At 72.2% G+C, this 21,817-nt stretch carries 19 protein-coding genes and 1 pseudogene; 10 read left to right on the top strand and 10 right to left on the bottom strand.

Annotation, left to right across the window (positions count from 1 at the left end; translation table 11 throughout):
• Positions 1 to 25: 25 nt before the first annotated feature.
• The 3 genes from LWC35_RS09270 to LWC35_RS09255 all read right to left on the bottom strand — a co-directional run bounded on the left by LWC35_RS09270 (position 26) and on the right by LWC35_RS09255 (position 4,868).
• On the bottom strand, positions 26 to 1,090 hold the full coding sequence (locus LWC35_RS09270; protein WP_232869632.1) for a lipid II:glycine glycyltransferase FemX: 1,065 nt from the start codon (positions 1,088 to 1,090) through the stop codon (positions 26 to 28).
• A gap of 261 nt (positions 1,091 to 1,351) precedes the next feature.
• Positions 1,352 to 3,688, bottom strand: a complete 2,337-nt coding sequence (locus LWC35_RS40195; RefSeq protein ID WP_308194497.1) for a UDP-glucuronate decarboxylase — start codon at positions 3,686 to 3,688, stop codon at positions 1,352 to 1,354.
• A gap of 763 nt (positions 3,689 to 4,451) precedes the next feature.
• Positions 4,452 to 4,868, bottom strand: coding sequence for an ester cyclase (locus LWC35_RS09255; RefSeq protein WP_232869631.1), 417 nt, complete (start codon positions 4,866 to 4,868; stop codon positions 4,452 to 4,454).
• 132 nt (positions 4,869 to 5,000) lie between these two features.
• Here LWC35_RS09255 and LWC35_RS09250 point away from each other — a divergent pair, with 132 nt between their 5' ends.
• Together LWC35_RS09250 and LWC35_RS09245 are read left to right on the top strand one after the other, a co-directional pair.
• Positions 5,001 to 5,642, top strand: a complete 642-nt coding sequence (locus LWC35_RS09250; protein ID WP_232869630.1) for a response regulator — start codon at positions 5,001 to 5,003, stop codon at positions 5,640 to 5,642.
• A gap of 62 nt (positions 5,643 to 5,704) precedes the next feature.
• Positions 5,705 to 5,842 (top strand): hypothetical protein, encoded by a 138-nt coding sequence (locus LWC35_RS09245; protein ID WP_232869629.1) that lies wholly within the window; start codon positions 5,705 to 5,707, stop codon positions 5,840 to 5,842.
• 185 nt (positions 5,843 to 6,027) lie between these two features.
• Here LWC35_RS09245 and LWC35_RS40865 read toward each other — a convergent pair.
• From LWC35_RS40865 to rfbD, 4 genes and pseudogenes are all read right to left on the bottom strand, one after another.
• Positions 6,028 to 6,372 (bottom strand): annotated as a pseudogene (locus LWC35_RS40865) (glycosyltransferase family 2 protein); the annotation flags it as partial.
• A gap of 156 nt (positions 6,373 to 6,528) precedes the next feature.
• Positions 6,529 to 7,494 carry an ERCC4 domain-containing protein gene (locus tag LWC35_RS09240; RefSeq protein WP_232869628.1) on the bottom strand — a complete coding sequence of 322 codons (966 nt, stop codon included), beginning with the start codon at positions 7,492 to 7,494 and terminating at the stop codon, positions 6,529 to 6,531.
• Between the two features lie 169 nt (positions 7,495 to 7,663).
• A complete protein-coding gene (gene rfbA / locus LWC35_RS09235; protein ID WP_232869627.1) occupies positions 7,664 to 8,557 on the bottom strand; it encodes a glucose-1-phosphate thymidylyltransferase RfbA in 894 nt (297 codons plus the stop codon).
• Between the two features lie 10 nt (positions 8,558 to 8,567).
• A complete protein-coding gene (rfbD, locus tag LWC35_RS09230; protein ID WP_232869626.1) occupies positions 8,568 to 9,398 on the bottom strand; it encodes a dTDP-4-dehydrorhamnose reductase in 831 nt (276 codons plus the stop codon).
• A gap of 40 nt (positions 9,399 to 9,438) precedes the next feature.
• On the opposite strand from rfbD, the gene rfbB reads away from it, so the two are divergent.
• Together rfbB and LWC35_RS09220 are read left to right on the top strand one after the other, a co-directional pair.
• Positions 9,439 to 10,422: a dTDP-glucose 4,6-dehydratase gene (gene rfbB / locus LWC35_RS09225; RefSeq protein ID WP_232869625.1), complete on the top strand. Its 984-nt coding sequence runs from the start codon at positions 9,439 to 9,441 to the stop codon at positions 10,420 to 10,422.
• Positions 10,419 to 10,997, top strand: coding sequence for a dTDP-4-dehydrorhamnose 3,5-epimerase family protein (locus LWC35_RS09220; protein ID WP_232869624.1), 579 nt, complete (start codon positions 10,419 to 10,421; stop codon positions 10,995 to 10,997). The genes rfbB and LWC35_RS09220 overlap by 4 nt, the downstream gene beginning before the upstream one ends.
• Positions 10,998 to 11,700: 703 nt before the next feature.
• Here LWC35_RS09220 and LWC35_RS09215 read toward each other — a convergent pair.
• Entirely contained in the window at positions 11,701 to 14,781 is a 3,081-nt protein-coding gene (locus tag LWC35_RS09215) for a hypothetical protein (protein ID WP_232869623.1), read from the bottom strand.
• 170 nt (positions 14,782 to 14,951) lie between these two features.
• Here LWC35_RS09215 and LWC35_RS09210 point away from each other — a divergent pair, with 170 nt between their 5' ends.
• The 6 genes from LWC35_RS09210 (at position 14,952) to LWC35_RS09185 (ending at position 20,252) form a co-directional block, all read left to right on the top strand.
• Positions 14,952 to 16,367 carry a DUF2252 domain-containing protein gene (locus LWC35_RS09210; protein ID WP_232869622.1) on the top strand — a complete coding sequence of 472 codons (1,416 nt, stop codon included), beginning with the start codon at positions 14,952 to 14,954 and terminating at the stop codon, positions 16,365 to 16,367.
• A 71-nt stretch (positions 16,368 to 16,438) separates the two neighbouring features.
• Positions 16,439 to 16,684 (top strand): aa3-type cytochrome oxidase subunit CtaJ, encoded by a 246-nt coding sequence (gene ctaJ / locus LWC35_RS09205; RefSeq protein ID WP_232869621.1) that lies wholly within the window; start codon positions 16,439 to 16,441, stop codon positions 16,682 to 16,684.
• A complete protein-coding gene (locus LWC35_RS09200) occupies positions 16,671 to 17,159 on the top strand; it encodes a DUF5130 family protein (protein WP_232869620.1) in 489 nt (162 codons plus the stop codon). The genes ctaJ and LWC35_RS09200 overlap by 14 nt, the downstream gene beginning before the upstream one ends.
• A gap of 215 nt (positions 17,160 to 17,374) precedes the next feature.
• A complete protein-coding gene (locus LWC35_RS09195; protein WP_232869619.1) occupies positions 17,375 to 18,079 on the top strand; it encodes a response regulator in 705 nt (234 codons plus the stop codon).
• 161 nt (positions 18,080 to 18,240) lie between these two features.
• Positions 18,241 to 19,755 (top strand): sensor histidine kinase, encoded by a 1,515-nt coding sequence (locus LWC35_RS09190; RefSeq protein ID WP_232869618.1) that lies wholly within the window; start codon positions 18,241 to 18,243, stop codon positions 19,753 to 19,755.
• A gap of 122 nt (positions 19,756 to 19,877) precedes the next feature.
• Positions 19,878 to 20,252: a hypothetical protein gene (locus tag LWC35_RS09185; RefSeq protein WP_232869617.1), complete on the top strand. Its 375-nt coding sequence runs from the start codon at positions 19,878 to 19,880 to the stop codon at positions 20,250 to 20,252.
• A 61-nt stretch (positions 20,253 to 20,313) separates the two neighbouring features.
• Here LWC35_RS09185 and LWC35_RS40190 read toward each other — a convergent pair whose 3' ends face one another.
• A complete protein-coding gene (locus LWC35_RS40190; protein ID WP_232869616.1) occupies positions 20,314 to 20,979 on the bottom strand; it encodes a phosphatase PAP2 family protein in 666 nt (221 codons plus the stop codon).
• A 21-nt stretch (positions 20,980 to 21,000) separates the two neighbouring features.
• On the bottom strand, positions 21,001 to 21,708 hold the full coding sequence (locus tag LWC35_RS09175) for a hypothetical protein (protein WP_232869615.1): 708 nt from the start codon (positions 21,706 to 21,708) through the stop codon (positions 21,001 to 21,003).
• Between the last annotated feature and the right edge of the window lie 109 nt (positions 21,709 to 21,817).

The following is a 21,817-nucleotide window of genomic DNA, read 5'->3' as shown; positions in this document are numbered from 1 at the left end:
TCACGTGCAGGGCCGGGCACACGATCTACTTGACCGAGCCGGGCCAACCGCGAGACCGGACGATCTGCTTCAACCGGGAGACGCCCGAGGTGTCCAGAGCACGGTGGAGGAGCGGCGGATACAGACGCCGCAGGAGCGGGCTCATGACCCGCTCCAGCGGTCCGGGGGAAATCACTCTGAAACCACCGAAGCCTCGCGTGTAGTCGGCGTCGCCCTGAAAGTCGTACCACCGCAGCCCTTGCGCAGCCGCCCAGCGTATTCCCACCCAGTCCAGCGCCTCGTTCGGGCGCCGATCGGGATGCTTGCCGGACCAACCACCACGCCAGCAGTTCACGGTGTCGCCGAACATCACCCAGAGGAACGCCGACACGGGCTCCCCGTCGACCTCCGCCACTGCCATGCGCAACATCCCGCTGGGAGCCATTGTGGCCCACGCGGCCCCGAAGAAGGAGGAAGGCGGCGGCGAGAAGCCGCGACGTCGTGCGGTGGCGACCAGCAGCGAATGGAAGGTCGGCAGGTCGTCTGCGCACCCTTCGCGGACCGAGACGCCCCGTTGCTGGGCCAAGCGGATACTGCGCCGGGTGCTCTTCCGCATCGAGGTCAGGACCGCGTCCGTGCCCAGGCCGAGGTCCAGGACACACGTCGTGGTGTTGAGTGGCGCCACGATCTCGGGTGCGGTCCGGTACCCGTTCTGCAGTAGCCGAGGCGACAGGTCCTCGACGAATGCACGGGGAGGCTGCACGACGAGATAGGTCACGTTGCGAGTGACAGCGAGCAGCTTCAGCCCGTCGACGGCGGCGACGACCAGCGACGGATCATTGGACGCGAGGATGGGACCGCGTGCGACGACGCCGACCGCCCCGGCGAACGGAATCGATCTGTAGAGAAGCTGGGCGCCACCGTGAATCGAGCCGTCGCGGGTGAACATCACCGACGCCGAGAGCCAGCCTTGAGCCGCCTTCACCTTGGCCCAGGCGCTCGTTTGCTGATAGGGGGCTCGCGGCACCGTCGCGAGGAAGGCGTCCCACTCGGAGGCGCCGTCGTCGTCCGGGGCGACGACGTGCACACGGTACGAGCCGGCAAGCTGCATCGCGGGTAAGGCTATGGGGCACGGAACAGCAGGATCAAGGCTAACCTCACAATTCGCGTATACCGCTCTCAGGAGTGTGGTGATGCAGCCGATCCTCGCCTCCGCGGCGGCTGAGGTGCGAAGAGGAGGTGGCGAGGCAGGCTGCGAAGCGCGTGGCGCACGGTGACGATCTTCGGCACCACGGGTCGGCGATCAGCCACCTGCGGGACTCAGCCGAACGGAACCCCTGGCGGATCCGCGTCGAGCGGCCGGTTGCCGTCGTCACCAGCCGAATCCCTCCAAGCGCATGCCCGAGTCGGCGAAGGCTGCGTCCACCAGGAAGTTCCGGCCGTCGAGCACGAGGTTCCCCTTCATGACCCGACGTAGGGAGACCACATCGATCTCGAGGAACTCGGGCCACTCAGTGGTCAGGACGACGGCGTCGACGCGATCGGCAGCGTCGTAGACGTCGGTGGCCAGCCTGACGGCTGCGAGGCTGTCGGGCAGCTTCTTCACCACGGGGTCATAGGCAGAGACGACACATCCGGCGGCAAGCAGGCGCCGCGCGATGTCCAGAGCTGGTGCATCACGCAGGTCATCGGTACCCGGTTTGAACGCCAGGCCCCAGAGGGCGATGCGACGGCCCTTGAGTACGCGAAGTTCGCGCTGGAGCTTCCGTATCGCGGCGGCCCGCTGGGTGTGGTTCACGTCGACGACAGCCTGGAGCAAAGGCGGCGTGTACCCGTACTCCTGGCCGGTCGCCACGAGTGCCGCGACGTCCTTGCCGAAGCAGGAGCCGCCCCAGCCGATTCCGGGTTGGAGGAAGGCTGATCCGATCCGGTTGTCCGCGCCGATGGCGGGAAGGACCTGGCGGGCGTCTGCGCCGACGAGTTCGCAGAGGTTGGCGATCTCGTTGGCGAAGCTGATCTTGCCGGCCAGGAAGGCGTTCGCCGCATACTTGATCATCTCCGCAGACTGGAGCTGCGTCGTGATGAGTCGAGGCTTCTGCGTTCGTCGGCCGCCGGCGAAGGCCTGATCGAGCACAGGTCGGTAGAGCTCCGCGACGCGCTGAACCCCTGCCGCATCGCCGCCGAGCACTATCCGGTCCGGGTGGAGGAAGTCCTCGATGGCCGAGCCCTCGCGAAGGAACTCGGGGTTCGAGACCACGTGGAAGGCCGAGCGTCGGTCCGGTGGCAAGGCGTCTTCCAGCATGGTCCGCGCCCAGTTGCCCAGGCCGACGGGCACGGTCGACTTGTTGATGACGACGCTGTTGGGGCGAAGGTGCGGAGCCAGCGACGTGACGGCCTCCTCGATCTGGACGAGGTCCGGCAACCCGCTGGCCGACTGGGGTGTCCCGACACAGAGGAAGACGAAGTCTGCGTCGGCGAGGGCCTTCGCAGGCTCGTCGGTGAACTTCAGCCGGCCCGTGGACAGGACGGTGGTCAGCAGCTCCGCGAGTCCCGGCTCGTAGAACGGGACCTGCCCGCGATTGAGCTGTCCGGTCTGGACCGGGTTCGTGTCGAGCCCGCACACGTCGTGGCCGAGGGCTGCGAAGCACGTGGAGGTGACTGCGCCGACATAGCCGGTGCCCACCACGGCGATCTTGCGGCGCTGCCGAGCGTTGGGAACCCGCGCTGATTCTGCGGACCGGATGTGGACAGTGCCCGGCGTCGGATCGACGTCGGCCAGGCGGCTCCTGAACCACTCGATGGTCCTCGTCAGGCCGTCCTCGAGGTCGACCGCCGGCTCCCAGTTCAGTTGGGCCCGTGCCACCTCGATCTCCGGGCGCCGCACCGACGGATCGTCGGCGGGACGGTCGACGAACTCGATGGCCGACGAGGACCCCGTCAGGTCACGAACGAGCTCGGCGAGTTCCAACATCGTGAGCTCGTGCGGGTTCCCGACATTCATCGGTCCGTTCGAGTCCGAGAAGAGGAGTCGGACAGCGGCCTCGACCAGATCGTCGACATAGCACACGGAGCGCGTCTGACTCCCGTCGCCGGCGACGGTGATGGCTTCTCCCATGAGCGCTTGCCGTATGAACGTCGGGATGGCGCGGCCGTCGTTCGGCCTCATGCGAGGTCCGTAGGTGTTGAAGATCCGCATGATGGCCGTGCTCATTCCATGGCGGGTGCGGTATGCCGTCGTCATGGCTTCGGAGAATCGTTTCGCCTCGTCGTAACACGATCTCGGGCCGACGGGATTGACGTTTCCCCAGTAGGTCTCCGGTTGAGGGTGGACCAAAGGATCCCCATAGGTCTCGGAGGTCGATGCCAACAGGTAGCGAGCTCCTTTCTCCTTCGCCAGGCCGAGGGTGTGCATGGTGCCGATGGAGCCGACCTTCAGGGTCTGGATCGGGAAGTCGGCGTAGTCGACGGGTGACGCCGGCGAGGCGAAGTGGAGTACGTAGTCGACCGGCCCCGGGACGGAAACGTAGTCGGTGACGTTCGCGCGCAGCAATCGGAAGCCGTCGCGTCCCTGCAGGTGAGCAACGTTGTCCGGAGTGCTCGTCAAAAAGCTGTCGAGGCATATCACGTCGATGTCCTCGTCGAGCAGGCGCTCCACGAGGTGTGATCCCACGAAGCCCGCACCTCCGGTCACCACCGCACGCTGCCTCATCGCAGTGAACTCCGTTCTCTCTGACGACTTGGACCGAGCAAGTGCTTCTCGTGCTTCCTCGGCCCGGTGCTCTCATCGTCGAACCGCTGCAGGAGTGGCACGACGGTCGTCCGGGGAAGAGGGTGGTCCGAACGGTGCACGTCCGTCGAACGGTCGAGACTCGTCTGACCAGGGACGGCTCGAGCAGCCAAGGGCTCGTCGGCGGGCTGGCCTCGCCGAGGCGACCGTGGCGAATCCCCGTGGTCCGGCAGGGTGAGGGCGCCCTGCCGTGTCGCGTTGCCGCATGGGTCAGGGCACGCAGCCGCACCCGTGGAAAGGTCCGCATCGTGCGGTCCGAGTCCAGCTCGCACGTTCTTCCCCGATCACCATCGACCGGCACTCCAGCGGTGCATACAGCCCGCCCTCTGCGGGCTCCCGTCTAGGTCGGCCACATCGCCGCTGGGGTCGCCCTGCCGGTGGAGACCGTTAGCCACATCAGTGAACGGAGTGCGAAGTTAGGCCATAGGTTGGAAGAGGTTCTGCTTCTGCGTGGACAATTGCTTACCCACAGTTGAGCGGGCCGCCCGGATCTCGATCTAACAGCCTTGATCGGTCACAGGCGGCCTGCCCATGTCGTTTTCCGGCGATCTTTCTTGCTGCCGGATCGGCGCGATCAAACATGATCTCGAGTCCGGACCTCTCCGGACCGGCACGGCAGCCCTCGTCGAAGTACCGGCTCCTCCGCGCGTCCGAACTGCTGCCCGTTCGCGTCACTCCCTCGGCGTCAGCTCAGCAGACCCAGCTGGGTCAGCATGTCCAGCTGGTCGAAGTAGAGGGAGTGGCCGACGATCACGCCGTTCTCCACCAGGTAGATCAGGGAGAAGGGGACGCGGACCGGCCGGTTCGTGGGCTCGACCATCTGCCCGTCGGGTGTCGGGAGGGGGCCGGAGTGCGTGCCTTCGAAGACGCCCTCGAAGAGCACCTGGCCGTCCTGCCCGAAGAGCCGGCGCTCGACGACCCGGTTGTCGGGGAAGGCGTTCTGGTAGCCGCCCCAGAACAGGCGGCCCCCGTCGAGGCCCTCGAAGCGGATCCCGCCGGGGACGTCGAACACGGACTTCTCCGAGTAGAGCGCGAGCCAGCCGTCGAGGTCCTTGTCGTTCCAGGCCGTGAGCTCGCTGCGGATCAGCTGCAGGTCGTCCATCGTCCTCACCTCGTCTCGCAGGGGAGACCAGGGTGCTCCTCGGGCGGCGTCACGTCGTTGGGTAGAAGTACGTACCAACCGCGGTAACGGACCGCTCACCCTTCGCGAGCAGCGCCGTGGAGAGGAGGCGCCGTGCTCGCGGACGTCACCGGGCTGATCGGGGTGCTGGTGTGGCCGGCGCTCGTGGTTTTCGTGGTCGTGCTGTTCCGGAAGTCGCTCACCGACTTGCTGTCCGGGTCGCTGACGGTGAAGGGGCCGGATGGGCTGGAGATCTCGGCGTCCAGTAGGCAACAGGCCGCGACCGCGTTGACCCAGGCCACCGCGGCCAAGGGCGCGCCGCCGATGGACCAGAAGGCGGCGCTCGACCACGTGGACATCGCCGCGCGGACACTGCAGGACCTCGGCGGCCGGGCCCGACTGCTGTGGGTCGACGACCACCCCAGCAACAACCTGCACGAGGCGACCGCGATGGAGACCGTGGGGATCGACGTCGAGCTCAGCCCGTCGACGGAGGACGCTCTGGAGCGGATCCAGCGCAACCACTACGACGTGATCGTCTCGGACATGGAGCGGCTCCAGCAGCCGCAGGCCGGTTACGAGCTCCTGCAGAAGCTGCGGTCGGCGGGCGTGCACACCCCGTTCATCGTCTACGCGCGGTCCGGGCGGCCCGAGCACTTCGACGAGGCGGTGCGGCACGGGGCCGAGGGGTGGGCCGACACCCCGGAGCAGCTGATGCAGATGGTGCTGGCCGCGGTGCGGCGGGAGAAGACCTGAGCCACGCGCGGTCAGAGATCTTGGGGACGACGCCGTCGACCGGGACACGGGGTGCGGGCACCGTGCGTGCCGGGCAGCGGCGCTCCGCGAGCAGGGCCCTGATCACCCGCGAGTTCTCGGCCAACGAGTTCACCGCGTACGGCTGGTGCCACGGAGCGGCCCGGATGCCCGGCACCTCGCACATCGACAGTCCCTCCTGAGCGGCGCGGAAGGCGAGAAGGAGCTCGAACCCGGCGGCATGGCGGGTCAGGTCGGGCAGTCCCAGCCGGGGGACGGTCGAGCGGCGGAGGGCGGTCGCCCCGCACCAGGGATCCGTCACGCGCGTGCCGAGGCGGGCTGAAGCGACGGCCGCCAGTGCCGAGTCGCCCACCGGACGCCGCCGGGCGCGCGATCCTCGCGCCAGGTCGGCGTCGTCGAGGGCCGTGACCATCCGGGGGATCTCGCTGGGGCAGGTGGAGCCGTCGGCCTCGAGCAGGACGAGGGCGTCGCCGTGGGCGGCCTGCAGGCCGGCGACCACGCTCGTTCCCCGGCTCCACCCCTGCGTGACGACGCGGCAGTCCGGCCGGACGCGGCGGACGGCCTCCACGGTGTCGTCGACCGAGCCGCCGTCGGACACCACCAGCTCGTAGCCGGGATCCAGGTCCGTCAGGAGACGCTCGACGTTCCGGCGCTCGTTGAGCGTCGGGACGATCACCGAGACCGCCGGTCGCGCAGTACCCGAGCCGTGCATGTCGCACTCCCCACGTCGGCGCGCCCGACCGCCTCGGACGCAGGAGCCCGATGACGACACATCGGCCCGCTTCGGCCTATCGACGCTCCGCGAACGCACGTTACACAAGATCCTCAACTGTAAATCGACGAACCTCGCACAGCCGACCGGACGTCCCTAGTGCGCCGCCCACCAGGCCTCGTGCACCTCGGGTCGCAGGCGGCCCTTGTCCGGGACGGCGATCCCGTTCTCGCGGGCCCAGCGCCGCACCTCCGCGGTCGACGGCGGGGGAGCTGCCGGTGCGTTGGCCAGGGCGGACTCGTCGCCGATCCGCTCAGCGGCGACGGCCTCGGTGTCGGCCCAGACCCGGGCGGCGGCGAGGAAGCGGTACGTCCACTCCTCGGCGAGGGCGCGGGTGTCGCAGAAGACGATCGGGATCGCGGGCCAGTGGACCTGCAGCTCGGCGAGACCGTCGGCCACCATCGCCGGGCGGACGTACGTCTGCTTGAAGATCGACGAGTACCGCTCCTCCACGACGACGGCCGCGCGCGGCAGGGTGGCCAGCTCGGTGAGGGCGAAGCGCAGCCGGCCGTCGGTCACGCTGCCGACCAGGTCGGCCAACGCCTTGCGCTCGACCGCCGCGACCACCGCGTCGCCCGGACCGAGGACGGCGTAGTCGCCGCACCTCAGGCCGCGCTTCGTGGTGGTGACCTGCTGGCCGGAGAAGGAGTACGGATAGCGCTCGTGGGCGTCGACCACGATCTCGAGGGCGGAGATGCCGCAGGCCCGGGCCGTCGGGAGCCGGACGTCGGGCCGGGCCTGCTTGCGGGTGCGGGGCGACTGCCAGAAGACCATCTCCCGCCCGCGCGCCCGGGTGAAGACGATCTGGGAACGCTGCTCGCGCCCACGGTCGGCGACGACGTCGATCGCCGCCCCGCGCCGCACGCAGGACGTGAGCGCGACCCGCTCGACGATGTCGGCGTCGGCCGGCCACTCGTCGTCGGGAACGGGGTGGCAGTAGATCGCCTTCGTGCGCGGCCACGTGTCCTTGGCGCGGAACACCAGCCCGCCCGCGACCGGCACGCGGATCAGGTAGGGCAGCGTGCTGGCCGGGTCCGGGTTCCGGGCGACGAGCAGTTCCACCCGGCGAGTCTCGCGCACCGCGCAAGCGCCGCTCCGAACGGTGCAGTACCCGACTCCCCGGGACGGCGCGGACGGGCAGGCCGCCGCCGACACGATCGCGCTGTCCGAGATCGTCGTCGGCTGAGACCTACCGCGTCGAGCTCGTCCGCGCTGCGACCCTACGGCTCGCTCATCGTGTCGTGCTGAACGAGGTCGCGACCTCCATGACGTACTGCCCGTAGCCGTTCTTGGCCTGCCTCTCGCCGAGGGCGTAGCAGGCGTCGGCGTCGATGAAGCCCATGCGCAGCGCGACCTCCTCGAGGCAGGCGATGCGGATGCCCTGGCGGTTCTCGAGGACCTGGACGTAGTGCCCGGCTTCGATCAGCGACTCGTGGGTGCCGGTGTCGAGCCAGGCGAAGCCGCGGCCGAGGTCGACGAGCCGGGCGCGGCCCTGGTCCAGGTACGCGCGGTTGAGGTCGGTGATCTCCAGCTCCCCCCGGGCCGACGGCCGCAGCCGCTTCGCCAGCTCGGCCGCCCGGCCGTCGTAGAGGTAGAGGCCGGTGATGGCACGGTCGGAGCGCGGGTTCGCGGGCTTCTCCTCGATGGAGATCAGGCGGCCCCGCTCGTCGGCCTCGCCGACGCCGTAGCGCTGCGGATCCCTGACCGGGTAGCCGAACAGGACACAGCCGTCCCCCTCGGGGCCGAGGCCGTCGCGGGCGTCGCGGAGCATCCCGGAGAACCGGGGGCCGTGGAAGATGTTGTCGCCGAGGACGAGCGCGACGTTCTCGCCCGCGATGTGCTCCTCGCCGATGAGGAAGGCCTCCGCGATGCCGTTGGGCTCGGCCTGGGTGGCGTAGGTGAGGGCGAGGCCGAGCTCGGAACCGTCGCCGAGAAGCCGGTGGAAGCTCGGGGCGTCCTCGGGGGTGGTGATGATCAGGATCTCGCGCACCCCGGCCAGCATCAGGGTGGAGAGCGGGTAGTAGATCATCGGCTTGTCGAACACCGGGAGCAGCTGCTTCGAGACGCCGCGGGTGATCGGGTGCAGCCGGGTGCCGGTGCCGCCCGCCAGGACCATGCCCTTCATCGTGGGCCCTTCATCGCAGGTAGGCCTCCAGGCTCGCGCGCCAGTCCGGCAGCGTGACGCCCACCTTGGCCGCCTTGGTCAGGTCGAGGACGCTGTTCAACGGCCGGCGGGCCGCGTCGGGCTTGTCGGCGAAGTAGGCGTCGGTGGTGGTGCCCGTGACGTCCTGCGGGTTCCGGCCGGAGGCGGCGAAGACGAACCGGGCGACGTCCGCCCAGCTCACGGGCTCGCCGTCGTTGGTCAGGTGGTAGGTGCCGGGCTCGGCATCCAGGAGCTCGAGGATCCCCGTGGCGAGGTCGGTGGCGAGAGTGGGCCGGCCCACCTGGTCCGCGACGACGGTCGGGCTGACGCCATTCTCGGCCAGCGTGCGCATGGTGCGGGCGAAGTTGGCGCCGTCGCCGATCACCCAGGTCGGGCGGACGATCCAGTGCTTCGGGGCGGTGGCGACGGCAGCGTCGCCGGCGGCCTTCGAGGCGCCGTAGGCGCTCAAGGGGGCCACGGCGGCGGTCTCGGGAATCGGGCCGTCCTGGGTGCCGTCGAAGACGTACTCGGTCGAGACGTGCACGAGGCGCAGGTCGTGCTCGGTGGCGATCCTCGCGAGCGCGGCGGGGGCCGCGGCGTTGGCGGCCCAGGCCTGGCGGCGGCCCTCGGGGGTCTCGGCGGCGTCGACCTTGGTGTAGGCGGCGGCGTTGAGCACGGTGTCGAAGGCCGACCAGTCGACGGCGGCGAGCGCGGCCGGGTCGGTCAGGTCCAGCTCGGCGCGGGTCAGCGCGAGGGCCGTGGGCAGAGCGGCGGCCAGCGCCTTGCCGAGCTGGCCGCCCGCTCCGAGGACGAGGGCGCGCACAGGGGCATTCTGCCGAGCGGCCCGTCGCTACCCTCGCCGGGTGCGCGTTCTGGTCACGGGTGGTGCCGGGTTCATCGGGTCGCATTTCGTGCGGTCGCTGGTCGGGGGCGCGTACCCGGAGCTGGGGGGCTCGGTGCGGGTGCTGGACCTGCTGACCTATGCAGGGCGACGGGAGAACCTGGCGGACGTCGACGTCGAGCTGGTGGTCGGTGACATCCGGGATCCTTCGGCGGCCGCAGCGGCCGTGGCGGGCTGTGATCTGGTGGTGCACTTCGCGGCGGAGTCGCACGTGGACCGGTCGATCGCGGGGGCGGCGGACTTCGTGTCGACCAACGTGGTGGGCACGCAGGTGATGTTGCAGGCGGCGCTGGATGCCGGGGTCGGGAAGTTCGTGCACGTGTCGACGGACGAGGTGTACGGGTCGATCGAGTCGGGCTCGTGGTCGGAGGACCACGTGCTGGAGCCGAACTCGCCGTACTCGGCGTCGAAGGCGGGATCGGACCTGCTGGCGCGGTCGTATCACCGGACGCACGGGCTGGACGTGTCGATCACGCGGTGCAGCAACAACTACGGCCCGTACCAGTTCCCGGAGAAGGTGATCCCGCTGTTCGTGACGAACCTGCTCGACGGCGGGACGGTGCCGTTGTACGGCGACGGGCTCAACGTGCGGGACTGGCTGCACGTCGACGACCACTGCCGGGCGATCGCGCTGGTCGCGGCCGCGGGGCGGGCGGGGGAGATCTACAACGTCGGCGGCGGGACGGAGCTGACCAACCGGGAGCTGACCGCGCGGCTGCTCGAGGCGGTGGGGGCGGACTGGTCGCGGGTGGAGCCGGTGACCGACCGCAAGGGGCACGACCGGCGGTACTCGGTGGACTGGTCGAAGATCCGCGCGGAACTGGGGTACGAGCCGCGGGTGTCGTTCGAGGTGGGGCTGGCGGAGACGGTGGCGTGGTATCGGGAGCGGCGGGACTGGTGGGAGCCGCTCAAGGCTGCTCCCGTGCAGGGCGGGGTGGTGTCGTGAAGTACCGGGAGCTGGGGATCTCGGGGGCATGGGTGTTCGAGCCGCCGGTGTTCCCGGACCGGCGTGGGGTGTTCGTGGCGCCGTTCCAGGGGCCGGTGTTCCGGGAGGCGCTGGGCTTCGACCTGGCGGTGGGGCAGACGAACCACTCGGTGTCGCGGCTCGGGGTGGTGCGGGGGGTGCACTTCGCGGACGTGCCGCCGGGCCAGGCGAAGTACGTGTCGTGCCCGTCGGGCCGGCTGCTCGACGTGATCGTGGACGTGCGGGTGGGGTCGCCGACCTTCGGGCAGTGGGAGGCCGTCGAGCTGGACGACGGTTCTCACTCGGGGTCGATGCGGGCGGTGTACATCGCCGAGGGGTTGGGGCACGCGTTCGTCGCGCTGGAGGAGGCGACGGTGATGGCCTACCTGTGCTCGACGCCGTACAACCCCTCCGCCGAACACGGGGTCTCGCCGTTGGACCCGGCGCTGGGACTGCCGTGGCCGGCCGATGTCGAGCTCATCCTCTCGGACAAGGATCGAGACGCGCCGACGCTCGCTGAGGCGGAGGAGCAGGGGATTCTGCCGGTCTCTCGGTAGGTGCGGTCGGGGCCGGTCGGGCGTTGCCGAGATCATTTCTTGTGGGCGGGAGGGTCGGGAAGTGACTCTGTCCGGCGCTGTGATCATGCGGGATGAGGTGGGTGATCAGGGTCTGTGGACGCGGGCGGTCGGAAATCGACGGTGCTGGTCCACGACGCGCGATCAAGGTCAGGGAGGGGTCGGGGTAGCTCTGCCGGGTACTTGATCACCGGCTGTGGCTGTGGGCGGTCGGGAGCGACTCTGCCGGTCGGGGTTCATGGTCGGGTCGGGTCGGGTTGGGCAGGTCTGGTCAAGTTTGGGTCGCGTCGACGTCGGGGGGAGGCCGGCGTCGGGGGAGGGCGGCGTCGGGCAGATGCGTCTCGCTTGATCACCGTTCGTGGACCTGGAAGGTCGAAAATCGACCATGTCGGTCCATGTGTCGTGCTCATCGGGGCCGGACGAGGCGTGATCAACGGTTGTGGACGTGGGCGGTCGGAAATCGACTTAGTGGGTCCAGGACTTGTGATCATGGTGTCGTGCGGGGACGTGTGATCGCTGGGGCTGGGCGTGGGCGGTCGGAAGTCGACTCTGCGGGTCCACTACTCGTGATCATGGGTGGAGGCCCCGGGAAGGCGGGACGATCTTGGAGATGCCTCGCGGGCGGACGGCCCACCGGCCGCCCGATCGGCGGGGCGCCCAACCGCGCGCGAACTGCCGCCGCGGCTCAGCGGCCGAGGGGGATGAGGTGGCGGTCGAGTTCGTGCTCGACCGACTCGGCGGCGGCGAGGGCCAGGACGTCGTTGGCGACGGCGTCGACGCGGACGTTGGTGAGGGTGGGGCCCACGAGCAGGGCGTCGACGATCGCAAGCAGCCGGACGCCCGACGGGAGCGGTTGGGGGCTGACCAGTGGTTGGGCGCCGTCGAGCGCGGCCCTGAGCCCGGTGACCTGGTCCGGCGGGGGTGGGACGAGCGGGAGCGAGGTGCTCGGCGAGTCCCCGCGCAGCAGGGGGAGCCAGGCAGGTCGGACGCGGTCGACGTCGAGGAGGAGGGCCCGCAGCTCCTCCCGGCCGGGAGTGATCCACATGCGGCCGTCGGAGTCCCGGATGCTGCCGGTCGCGCGGTGCTCGACCTCCTCCTCGACATCCTGCCAGCGGTTGTCGCGATCCTCCGGCACCCAGGGGCCGGGCGGTCGCTCGGCGAACACGGTGCGGCGTACGCAGAGGGTGTTCCCGGCGTGCTCGCCGCCCGTGAGCTGCAGCGACACGATCTCCAAGGTGATGGCGACGGCCGAGCCCTTGACCGGCTCGCGGGCGGCGAAGAAGCGGGGAGGCCCGCCGTCGCGGTCGGTGCGGAGGCTGCGGTTGAGGATGCGTTGGAGCTGGCCGAGCTCGAGGTCGAGGTCCGCGAGCTGGGACCGGAGCGCCGGGTCGGGCTTCTCGCTCGGCCGAGCGGACGCGGCAGACGCGGCTGACGCGGCCGCCCGAGCGGTCTGAGCGGCTGCGGTGGATGCGGCCGGCCGAGCGGTCTGAGCGGCTCCGGTGGATGCGGCCGGCCGAGCGGTCTGAGCGGCCGCGGTGGGCTCGCTGAGGTTCGCAGGCCCGGGGGGCTCGGTGGGCTCGGTGTGCCCAGCCGACTGCGGGGCCTGAGCGGCGACGGCGGCAGCCGCGGCACCGGCCGCGCCGGTTGCCGCAGCGGCGGAGTCGGGGAGGGTCGGGGCCTCCGCGGCGGCGCGCTCCTCGAGCAGCTCGTCGTCGGAGGGGCCGGCACGCTCCGGCATCTCGCCGACGACCGTGCGCTTCGGGTCCGTGCGTCTGGCCGCTGACGCTGCGGCGGACGGGGCGGGCGCTACTGGTACGTCGCCGCGACCTGCCCCCGGGTCGGGAGGGACTACCGCCGATGCGTGTGCGGCTCGCTCGGCTCGCTCGGCTCGCCCGGCCGGCTCGGTCGCCTCGGCCGGCTCGGCCACCTCGGTCGCCCCGGCCGGCTGTGGCTCGGCCGCTTCGCGTCCCTCCCCGGCCTTGCCGGACCCGCCGCCCTCGACGGCCGGTGTGGGCGCGTCCACCGGCGTGGGGCCGACGGGTGGAGTGGCCTCGGCCGACGAGCCGGCTCCGGCCGTCATCGCAGGCGCGTCGGCCTCGGCGGCCCGCTCGGGTCGGTGCGGCCCGCGCTCGGTGGACGGCCCGGGCGCCTCGTGTATCGCGGGCTCGGTGGTGGGTGCGGGCTCGGTGGTGGGTGCGGGCTCGGTGGTGGGTGCGGGCTCGGTGGTGGGTGCAGGCACGGTTCGGGTTATCGAGATCGGGGGCTGGGTCGTCTCGGATTGCTCGGGCTCGTCGTCAGCGCCTAGTTCGGCTCCGCCGTCAGCCGGCTCGACCTCGACCTCGACGCGGGGGGGTTCGGTTTCGCTGCGCCCCGAGGGTCCGGCCTCGCGGCGGGGCGTGGGTTCGGCTTCGCGTGGGGTGGAGGGCTCCGCCTCCTTGCGCTCGGCGGCCACCGCGCCTGCGGCGAGGATGCCGGCGGCCGCGGCGGCGCCCGACGCGGCCGGGAGCGGACGGGAGTCCGGAGGGAGGACGTCGGCGGGTTCGGGTTCTTCGCGCAGCCGGGCCCAGCGGGCGTCGGCCTCCTCCTGCCTGCGGCGCCTGCGCTTCGACCGGCCACGGCCGAGGTCGCGGCCGCGGTTCAGCCAGGACCCCTCGTCGCGCGCCTCCGGGGCGAGGTCGCTCGACGGGCGATCGGTCCGGTCGAGGTCCGGTCGCCGACCCACGCCTTCGGCCGGCCCGGCGCCGCGAACCGGCTCCCCGCCGGCCGACGCCCCAGGCTCTGGCGGGCCACCGCGGACCCGGTCGCCGTCCCCCTCGACGGAATCCCGTTCAGCAGAACCCCGCTCGGCAGGACCCTGCTGGACAGAATCCCGCTCGACAGAATCCCGCTCGGCAGAACCGCCCTCGGCAGACCCCCACTCGCCATGGCCCGACTCACGGCCACGAGTTGCTTCGTCGCCGCGTGCCCCGCCTCCGGCCGCCTCGGCAGCGAACGGCCCACCGGCCGAACCGCCGCCGCCCCGACGTCCGGCGCCGCCCGCCTTTGCGCGACCCCGGCCCGGTCCCCGCCCGCCGCCCTCGGAGCGCTCGTCGTCCCACCCGGCCCCCGACGCACCGGACGGCAGCGCGAGGTCCTCCTCGTCGACCGACCGGCTCCGCCCCCATCCGCGCCCGCGCCACTCCAGGAAAGCCGCGGTCCGCGAGCTCTCCGCGGACTCCGAACGGGGGGAGGCCGAGCGCGGGCCCCCGACCCCACCCCGTCGCCACAACAACCCCACTCCCGCCACGGCCAGCACGGCGAGCACCAGGGCCGGGAGCGCGATCTGCCATCCCGTCCACCACGACGCCTGCGGGTACGGCGCGACGGCGGGCAGGGGGAGCGGGGCGCTGCGCTCGGCGGGCGGGAGTCCGAGGCGGACCAGGCCGTTGGACGCGGCCTGGTTGCCCGCGTCGAGGCGCAGCGCGGACTCGTAGGCGGAGCGGGCGAGGTCGGTGCGGCCCTCGATCTCGGCCGCGGAGCCGCGGGCGGCGTCGGTGTAGGCCATCGTGTAGCGGTTGCCGACCTCGTCGAGCCCGTCGTCGGCGCACGTGCCCTCGTTGCGGACCTGCGCGCGGGCGAACAGTTCGGCGGCCTGGGCGAGCTGTCCCTGGTCGACAAGACCGCGCGCCTGGTCGCACAGCGGGGTCGGGCCCGAGGTCGCGCAGCCCGCGAGCCCGGCGAGGCCCGCCGCCGCGACCAGGGCCAGGGCCGCCCGCCGGAAGCGCATGCGGCCCATCGTGGTCGGGTGGCGACGGCCGAACAACCCGAGCGGGTGACGGGGAGGTCACCGGGTGTGTCCGTGCGGCCAACCGTCGCGCCGCCCGCCGACGGACGGACGAACCGTCCGGGGTGCCATCGGGCCCGGCGGTGCGACCGCCCATCGGGTATCACCTCTCCATGCACCCGCACGCCGTCCTCGCCTCGCTCGACCCGCGCGACCGCGACGGCTTCGCGCTGCTCTCCGCGCCCGCCGTCCCCCGCCCGGAGCGGTACGCCCTGGGCCGCCGCCTGCGCCAGGGGGTGCCGCGGTCGTCGCTCGCGGCGTGGTCGCCGAGCAACCGGCGCATCGGAGCCGTCGAGTCCGTGATCGCGACGAACGAGGGCCGGGTCGCGCGGCTGGTCCCCGTCCGGATCGGGCGGATGAGCGCCAGCCCGTACGCCTTCCTGCGCGGCGTCGCGGCCCTGCACACCGCCGACTTCGCGACCCTCCCCGCGACGGGGATCCGGCCGGTGATCTGCGGCGACGCCCACCTGGGCAACTTCGGCTTCTACGCCTCGCCCGAGCGCGAGCTCGTCTTCGACCTCAACGACTTCGACGAGGCCCACCCCGGCGCGTGGGAGTGGGACCTGCGCCGGCTCGCGGCGAGCATCTGGGTGGCCGGCCGGGACAACTCGGCCGGCGAGGACGAGTGCGCGACGGCGGTCGCCCGGTGCGTCGACGCCTACCGCCGCCACCTCGAGCGCCTGGCCGAGGAACCGTTGCTGGCGCGTTCGTTCGAGCGGATCGGGGCGAAGGAGCTGCACGAGGAGGCTCCTCGCAAGAGCAGCCGCAAGGCCGTCGCCGCCGCGGCCCGGAAGGCGCGGCGGCGCACCAGCGACCGCGCGCTGCCCCGCTTCACCCAGCGCGACGGGGCCGAGCGCAGCCTGGTCACCGAGCCGCCGGTGATCACCCGCCCGGACAGCGGGCAGTACGAGCGCATCCTCGCCGCCCTCGACCAGTACCTGCGGACCCTGCCGCCGCACTGGGCGCGCGTCGTGGGCGGGTACCGGGTGGTCGACGTCGCGCACAAGGTCGTGGGCGTCGGCTCGGTCGGGCTGCGCGCCTACATCGCGCTGTGCGAGGGCTCCGGGGACGACGACGTGCTGTTCCTGCAGCTCAAGCAGGCGCGCCGGTCCGTCGTGGCCCCCTACGTGCACGGCGACGACGCCTGGCACGCCCACCAGGGCCAGCGGGTCGTCGAGTACCAGCAGGCCCTGCAGACCGTGTCCGACCCGCTGCTCGGCTGGACCTCCGTCGGCGAGCGGCAGTACTACGTCCGCCAGTTCCGCGACATGAAGGGCGCGATCGTCCTCGACGGCATCGACGCGGCCACCCTCGCCGACTATGCCGCCGTCTGCGGCCGGCTCCTCGCCAAGGGGCACGCGCGGACCAGCGGCGCCTCGATGATCAGCGGCTACATCGGGGGCGGCGGGAAGTTCCGGCGCGCCGTGTGCCGCTTCGCCCGCGCCTACGCCGACCAGACCGAACGGGACTTCGACGAGCTGACCGGCGCCGTCCGGCGGGGCGTGCTGCCCTGCGAGGCCGGGATCTGACCGCGGGTGTGAGGCAGGTCCACCTCGCCTGACATGCCCGGCCCCCGGCCCATGGGCTAGGTTGTGCGTCCGTGAGCGTGGTGCAGACGGTGCTGGCCTTCGTGCTGCCGCCCGTGGTGATCTACGCGGTCGTGGCCCTGCTGACGATCGCGCCGAGGTCCGCGAAGCGGCCGAAGTACCGCACTGGTGAGAAGTGGAGCTACGAGCCGGTGCTGTGGACGGCGAACCCTGCCGGGGCGCACCTGCCCGCGCACGTCGACCACATCGAGCCGGCCGAGGGTGCCGCGACGACCGGGGGTGCCCGTGGCCACTGGTGAGCACGGCGGCCACGGGGCCGTCGCCACGATCGACCCGGACAGCCTGCCGGAGGGCACGGTCGTCACCGGGTCCGGCCGGGTGTCGGCGGCCGAGGTCTTCCACGAGCCGGACCGGACCGGCCCCTTCACCACCCCGCAGCTGGCCCGGCTCGACGAGGCGCTGACCCTCGCCAGCCGCGAGACCGGCCTGCTCTTCGCGATCTACCTGGGCGATCTCGGCGAGAAGACCGAGACCCGCGCGGCCGAGCTGCAGGCGTCGCTCGAGCGCGCACCGGAGGCCGTGCTGGTCGCGGTGAGCCCGGGTCAGCGCGTCGTCGAGGTCATCACCGGCTCCGAGGCGAAGCTGCGGCTGCCGGACCGGGGCGCCAAGCTCGCCGTCATGAGCATGGTCGCCTCGTTCAAGGAGAGCGACCTGCTGGGCGGACTGCTCAGCGGTCTGCGGATGCTGGCCGACCAGGCCGGACCCCGCCGCTGACGCGCCCCTGACGCGCGGCCCCGGGAGCGGGCCGTGCACACCTCCATCACGCAATCGTGCGTGATGGGTAGGGCTCGTCAGCCATATGGTGCAATCATGTGGGCAAGGCGTACGGATTCACCCACGCCGGGTGCCGGCGGCGGTACCCGGCGGGCGAATCGGTGCCGTCTCAGGACCGGCCGTCGGACCCACAGCGAAAGCCACCGTCGTACTCCATGAGCGAACCGACACGACACGACCCCGGCCGCAGGCCCACGCGGGTCGGTACCTCCGTCGTGGTCGTCGACGACCACGAGCTCGTCGCGACCTCGCTCGTGATCGGCCTGCGCTCCGAGGGCATCGAGGCGTCCCGCATCCGCCCGGCGGCCGAGCGCGGCATCCTCGCGGAGGCGGCCAAGCTCGAGCCCGGGCTCGTCCTGCTGGACCTGGACCTGGGGCGGGACGCGGAGGGCAACCGGATCGACGGCGTCGAGCTGGTCGGCCCGCTGCTGGGTGCCGGCTGGCAGGTCCTCGTCCTCTCCGGAAGCGCCGACCCGGCCCGCGTCGGCTCCGCCCTCGATGCGGGCGCGCTCGCATGGGTGCCGAAGAACGCGCCGTTCCCCACGTTGCTGGCGGCCGTGCGCGAGGCCGTCGCCGGGCGCCCGGTGATGTCCGAGGACCGGCGTCGCAAGTTCATCGACCTCTACCGCCGCAGACAGGCGGAGCGCCGGGACGTCACCGAGAAGCTCGGCCGGCTCACCCAGCGGGAGCGGGAGGTACTGGCCGAACTGGCCCGCTGGAGACGCGCCCAGGCCGTCGCCGACCACTTCGTGGTGTCCCTGGCCACCGTCCGCACCCAGATCCGCGCGGTGCTCACCAAGCTCGAGGTGAGCTCGCAGCTCGAGGCCGTGGCCCTCTACCGGCGGGCGACCGGGGCCTGAGCCGGGCACCCGTCGCCGCCCACCACGGCCGCGCCGTGTCGGGCGAACGCCCGACGGCCGATCGGCCGAGGTCCATCGTCCGCTCCGTCCCACGGTGTGCGCGTCCCTAAGATGGATGAACGGCGCGCCCGGGGCGCGCTCGGGGAGGGGGTCCTCGGGTCATGGCGACCGGTGTCACGAGTGCGGTGGGGCGGTTGCGGCGTGCCCGATTCACCTCTCGCCTGGCCATCGACGTCGGCGCGCTGCTCGCGCTGTGCGCGGGGGTCGTCGTGCTGGCCGCGAGCCCGCGAGTGCTCCAGTGGCTCCACCAGGAGACCGCGGCGGACATCGTCACGCTCGTCGCAGCCGGTATCGGTGCGGCCGCCGCGATCCTCGCGCTGGTGGCCTCGCGGCTGCTGAACGAGGCCCGGCTGGCGTGGCTCGCGGCCGCGTTGGTCCTCTACTGCCTGGTCGTGCTGCCCTGGGGTGTCTCGGCCCCGGCGGGCAGCATCTCGTCCGCGACCCAGGCCTCGCGACTCATCGCCTACGCGACCGCCCTGGTGCTGCTCGTGTTCGCGGTGCGCTCGCCGCGCCGGATGGGGTCGTGGGGCGGCTGGGTCATCATGCTCGCCGGCGCGATCCTCGCCGTGCTCGCGCTGTTCCTCGTGCCCGACCGGGGGCCCCTCACGCTGCTGGTCGCGGGCCCGGTCAACGCCGTGGTCGTGGTGGTCGGGTGGGTGGCCGCGGCGGTGCTGGCGGTCGTCGACGCCGCGCGCCGGCAGAGCACGACCCGGCTGCGGATCGGGCTCGGTCTGGTGATCCTTGCCGGTGCCCAGCTCTACCGGCTGTCCACGCCGATGGGCCCCCCGGTACCGGACCTGGTGTTCCCCGCGCTGCGGGTCGTCGGGATGGCAGTGCTGCTGGTCGGCCTGCTCCAGCTCGTCCAGCGCGGGCTGCGGTCGCTGCAGGAGGAGAACTTCGAGCAGCAGGAGGAGCTCGCCGCCGCGGCGCTGCACATGGAACGCGCCGCCGCCCACACCGCCGAGCGCAACCACGAGCTGCGCAACGGGCTGGCCGGGCTCGCCGGCATCACCCACCTGCTCTCGGCCGAGTCCGACGGTCCCGACCACGAACGGCTGCGCAGCGCCGTCCTCGCCGAGCTCGGCCGCCTGCACACCATCCTCGAACGCTCGTCGGACCCGCTGGAGCTGGAGGAGGACCTCGCCGACGCATCGGGCTCCTACCAGCTCGAGCCGATGCTCGCGGGCCTCGTGGAGCTGCAGCGCGCGCGGGGCCGGGAGGTGCGCCTGGAGGTGGCCGACGGGCTGGCGGCGCTCGGCGACCCCGCCGTGGCCGCGCAGATCGTCACGAACCTGTTGGCCAACTGTGAACGCCACGCCCCGGGAACCCCCGTCTCGGTGACGGCGTTTTCCGAGCACGGCGACGTGGTAATCGAGGTCAGGGACCGCGGACCGGGCCTTCCCCCGGGGAAGGAGCGCGAGGTTCTCGGACGGGGCGCGCACGACGCCCGCGCCGGCGGTTCCGGACTGGGGCTCCACATCAGCAGGGAGCTCGTGGAGGGTCAGGGAGGGTCCCTGACCCTTCGGACGGTGGACGGTCCGCGCGGCTGCGCCGCCACGGTCATTCTTCCTGCCGTCGACGCGAACCGACCGGCCACCGACCCCGTCGCACCGTAGGGCAACCTCGGACACCGTCGGGCGTCTCACCTCTCCTGGTGATGGCCCGGAGGGGTCGATCGGTTGCATACTGTGGCGCATCCGGCCCCGCGAGGCCGGCCGGAAGAAAGGTGGGATCCCGAATGGGTGAGTCGGACAACGCCCGTCCGCACAACCGCGCCACGGCCCGTCGTGGTGCGCAGGGATCCTCCTCGTCGGTGCTGACCCCGCCCACGGGGCTGCCGGCGGTGGACGATCTCGCGACGCCCGGCGTCGCAGTGCCCGCCCAGCGGACCGGTGAGGAGGCCGGTGCGCCGACCGCGCCGCCGGTCGCGCCGCCACCGCAGGCCCCCGCGCCGGCAGGGATGTGCGTGTGCGGGCACGAGGCCGAGGCGCACGAGCACTACCGGCCGGGGGACGACTGCGGTGCCTGCGGCGCCGCCGTGTGCGGGCACTACACGCCGGCTGACTGCAGCGCGAAGAAGAAGGGCCTGCTGGGCCGCCTCTTCGGTCGCTGACCGCACGGACCACCGAGGGCTCCGCCGCACCGCCGGCGGGGCCCTCGTCCGTTTCCGCGGGTCAGCCGGTGCGGTGGCCGTGCCACCAGGTGGCGCCGGCCTCCAGCAGGAGCGCCGTGCCCAGCACGAACGCGACCGCGGCGCAGAAGCCGCCCACCGTGTCGGTGGGGTAGTGGGCGCCGGTCGCGATCATCGCCGTGCCGATCGTGCCGCCGACGACGAATGCGATCGTGACGACCAGCGCGATGCCGGTGATCCGCCCGGGGCGCACCAGGCTGACCAGCAGCAGCGCCGCGACCAGGGCGATCGACGTCGCGCCGCCGGTGTGCCCGCTGGGGTAGGAGAAGCCGCCGAACTCCATCGTCCGGCCGATCGCGGGCTTGAGGTAGGTCGTGGCCACGCCGGTGAGCCCCGGCCCCACGATCGCGACGACGGCGAGCCGGCGCCGGCCCAACGCCAGACAGAGCCCGCAGAGCGCGAACGCCGCGAACACCACGAGCGGCGGCGAGCCGAGCTCGCTGAGCCGCCGCAGGAACCACAGGTGCGCCGAGGCGAGCGAGTCGACCAGGTCCTCCGCGTGCCCGTCGATCCGGCCGTAGCCGCTGTCCCCGGCGTAGCGGGTGCCGAGCAGCGCGAACACGACCGTGGCCAGCGCGACCGCGACGGCGGCGGGCCGGCGCAGGTACGCGGGCAGGGCCGGAGGGGCTGGCGGGCCTGCGCTCGTCACGATCTCCAGAGTTCCCCGTGATCAACCGGAGATACATCGCCCGTTCGAGTAGAGCGGTGTGGTGTCGACCGCGCGGCCAGGCGGCGGCGAGACCTCCACCGGCACCAGGCCGGACGGGGTGAGCGCCGACTGGCAGGCGGTGACGCCGCTGTCGAAACCGCCCGTGTAGAAGTCGATGTGCGGGTGCTTGTTCGCCTGGTACTCGTCCTGGCACGGCGCGCAGAGGTCTTCCATGACGAAGTACTTCCGCAGCGGCGCGTAGTAGACGATCGTGCCGACGGCCATGTAGTCCGGGTCGGCGGCGAAGGTGATCGGGTCCGCGTAGGTGCCGGTCCCCCCGGCCTCGGAGTGCTTCACCGGGTAGGCGATCGCGGCGCTGCCGGGTGGGTCGTTGTCGTAGGCGCCGTAGAAGGTGACCTCGGTCCGTGCCGTCCGCCCGGCCGGGCCCGTGGCGCCGCCGCTGCTCCCCCCGGGACGCGCGCCCGGTGCCGGGGCCGCGGACGACGACGGGGCGGGCGCCGGCTTCGGCAGGTTGCGGCTGGCCTCGAGCGCCGCCTGCAGGACCGACGGGGCCCCGGGGACCGGCATGGCCACGGGCGCAGGGACGGGGTCGGCGGTCGCCGGTCCCGTGCTGACGAGCGCCGCCTGGTCGGCGCTCGGGTTGCCGCAGCCCGCGACGACCACGACGCACGCCAGGACGACGGGGTAGAGCGCGGACGGGATACGCATGCGCGGACTCCGGCGGGTCGGGGGCGCCGCAGACGGGGGGAGCGCGGATCACCCTCGGTGAGATGCGGAGTATGGCAGTGCCGCGCGGAGCAGTCGACATTCACCCGAA

Source organism: Pseudonocardia kujensis (assembly GCF_021283305.1).
Classification (GTDB): Bacteria; Actinomycetota; Actinomycetes; order Mycobacteriales; family Pseudonocardiaceae; genus Pseudonocardia; species Pseudonocardia kujensis.
Note: the sequence above shows the minus strand (reverse complement) of the source record. Positions and strands in the feature narration are given on the sequence as shown.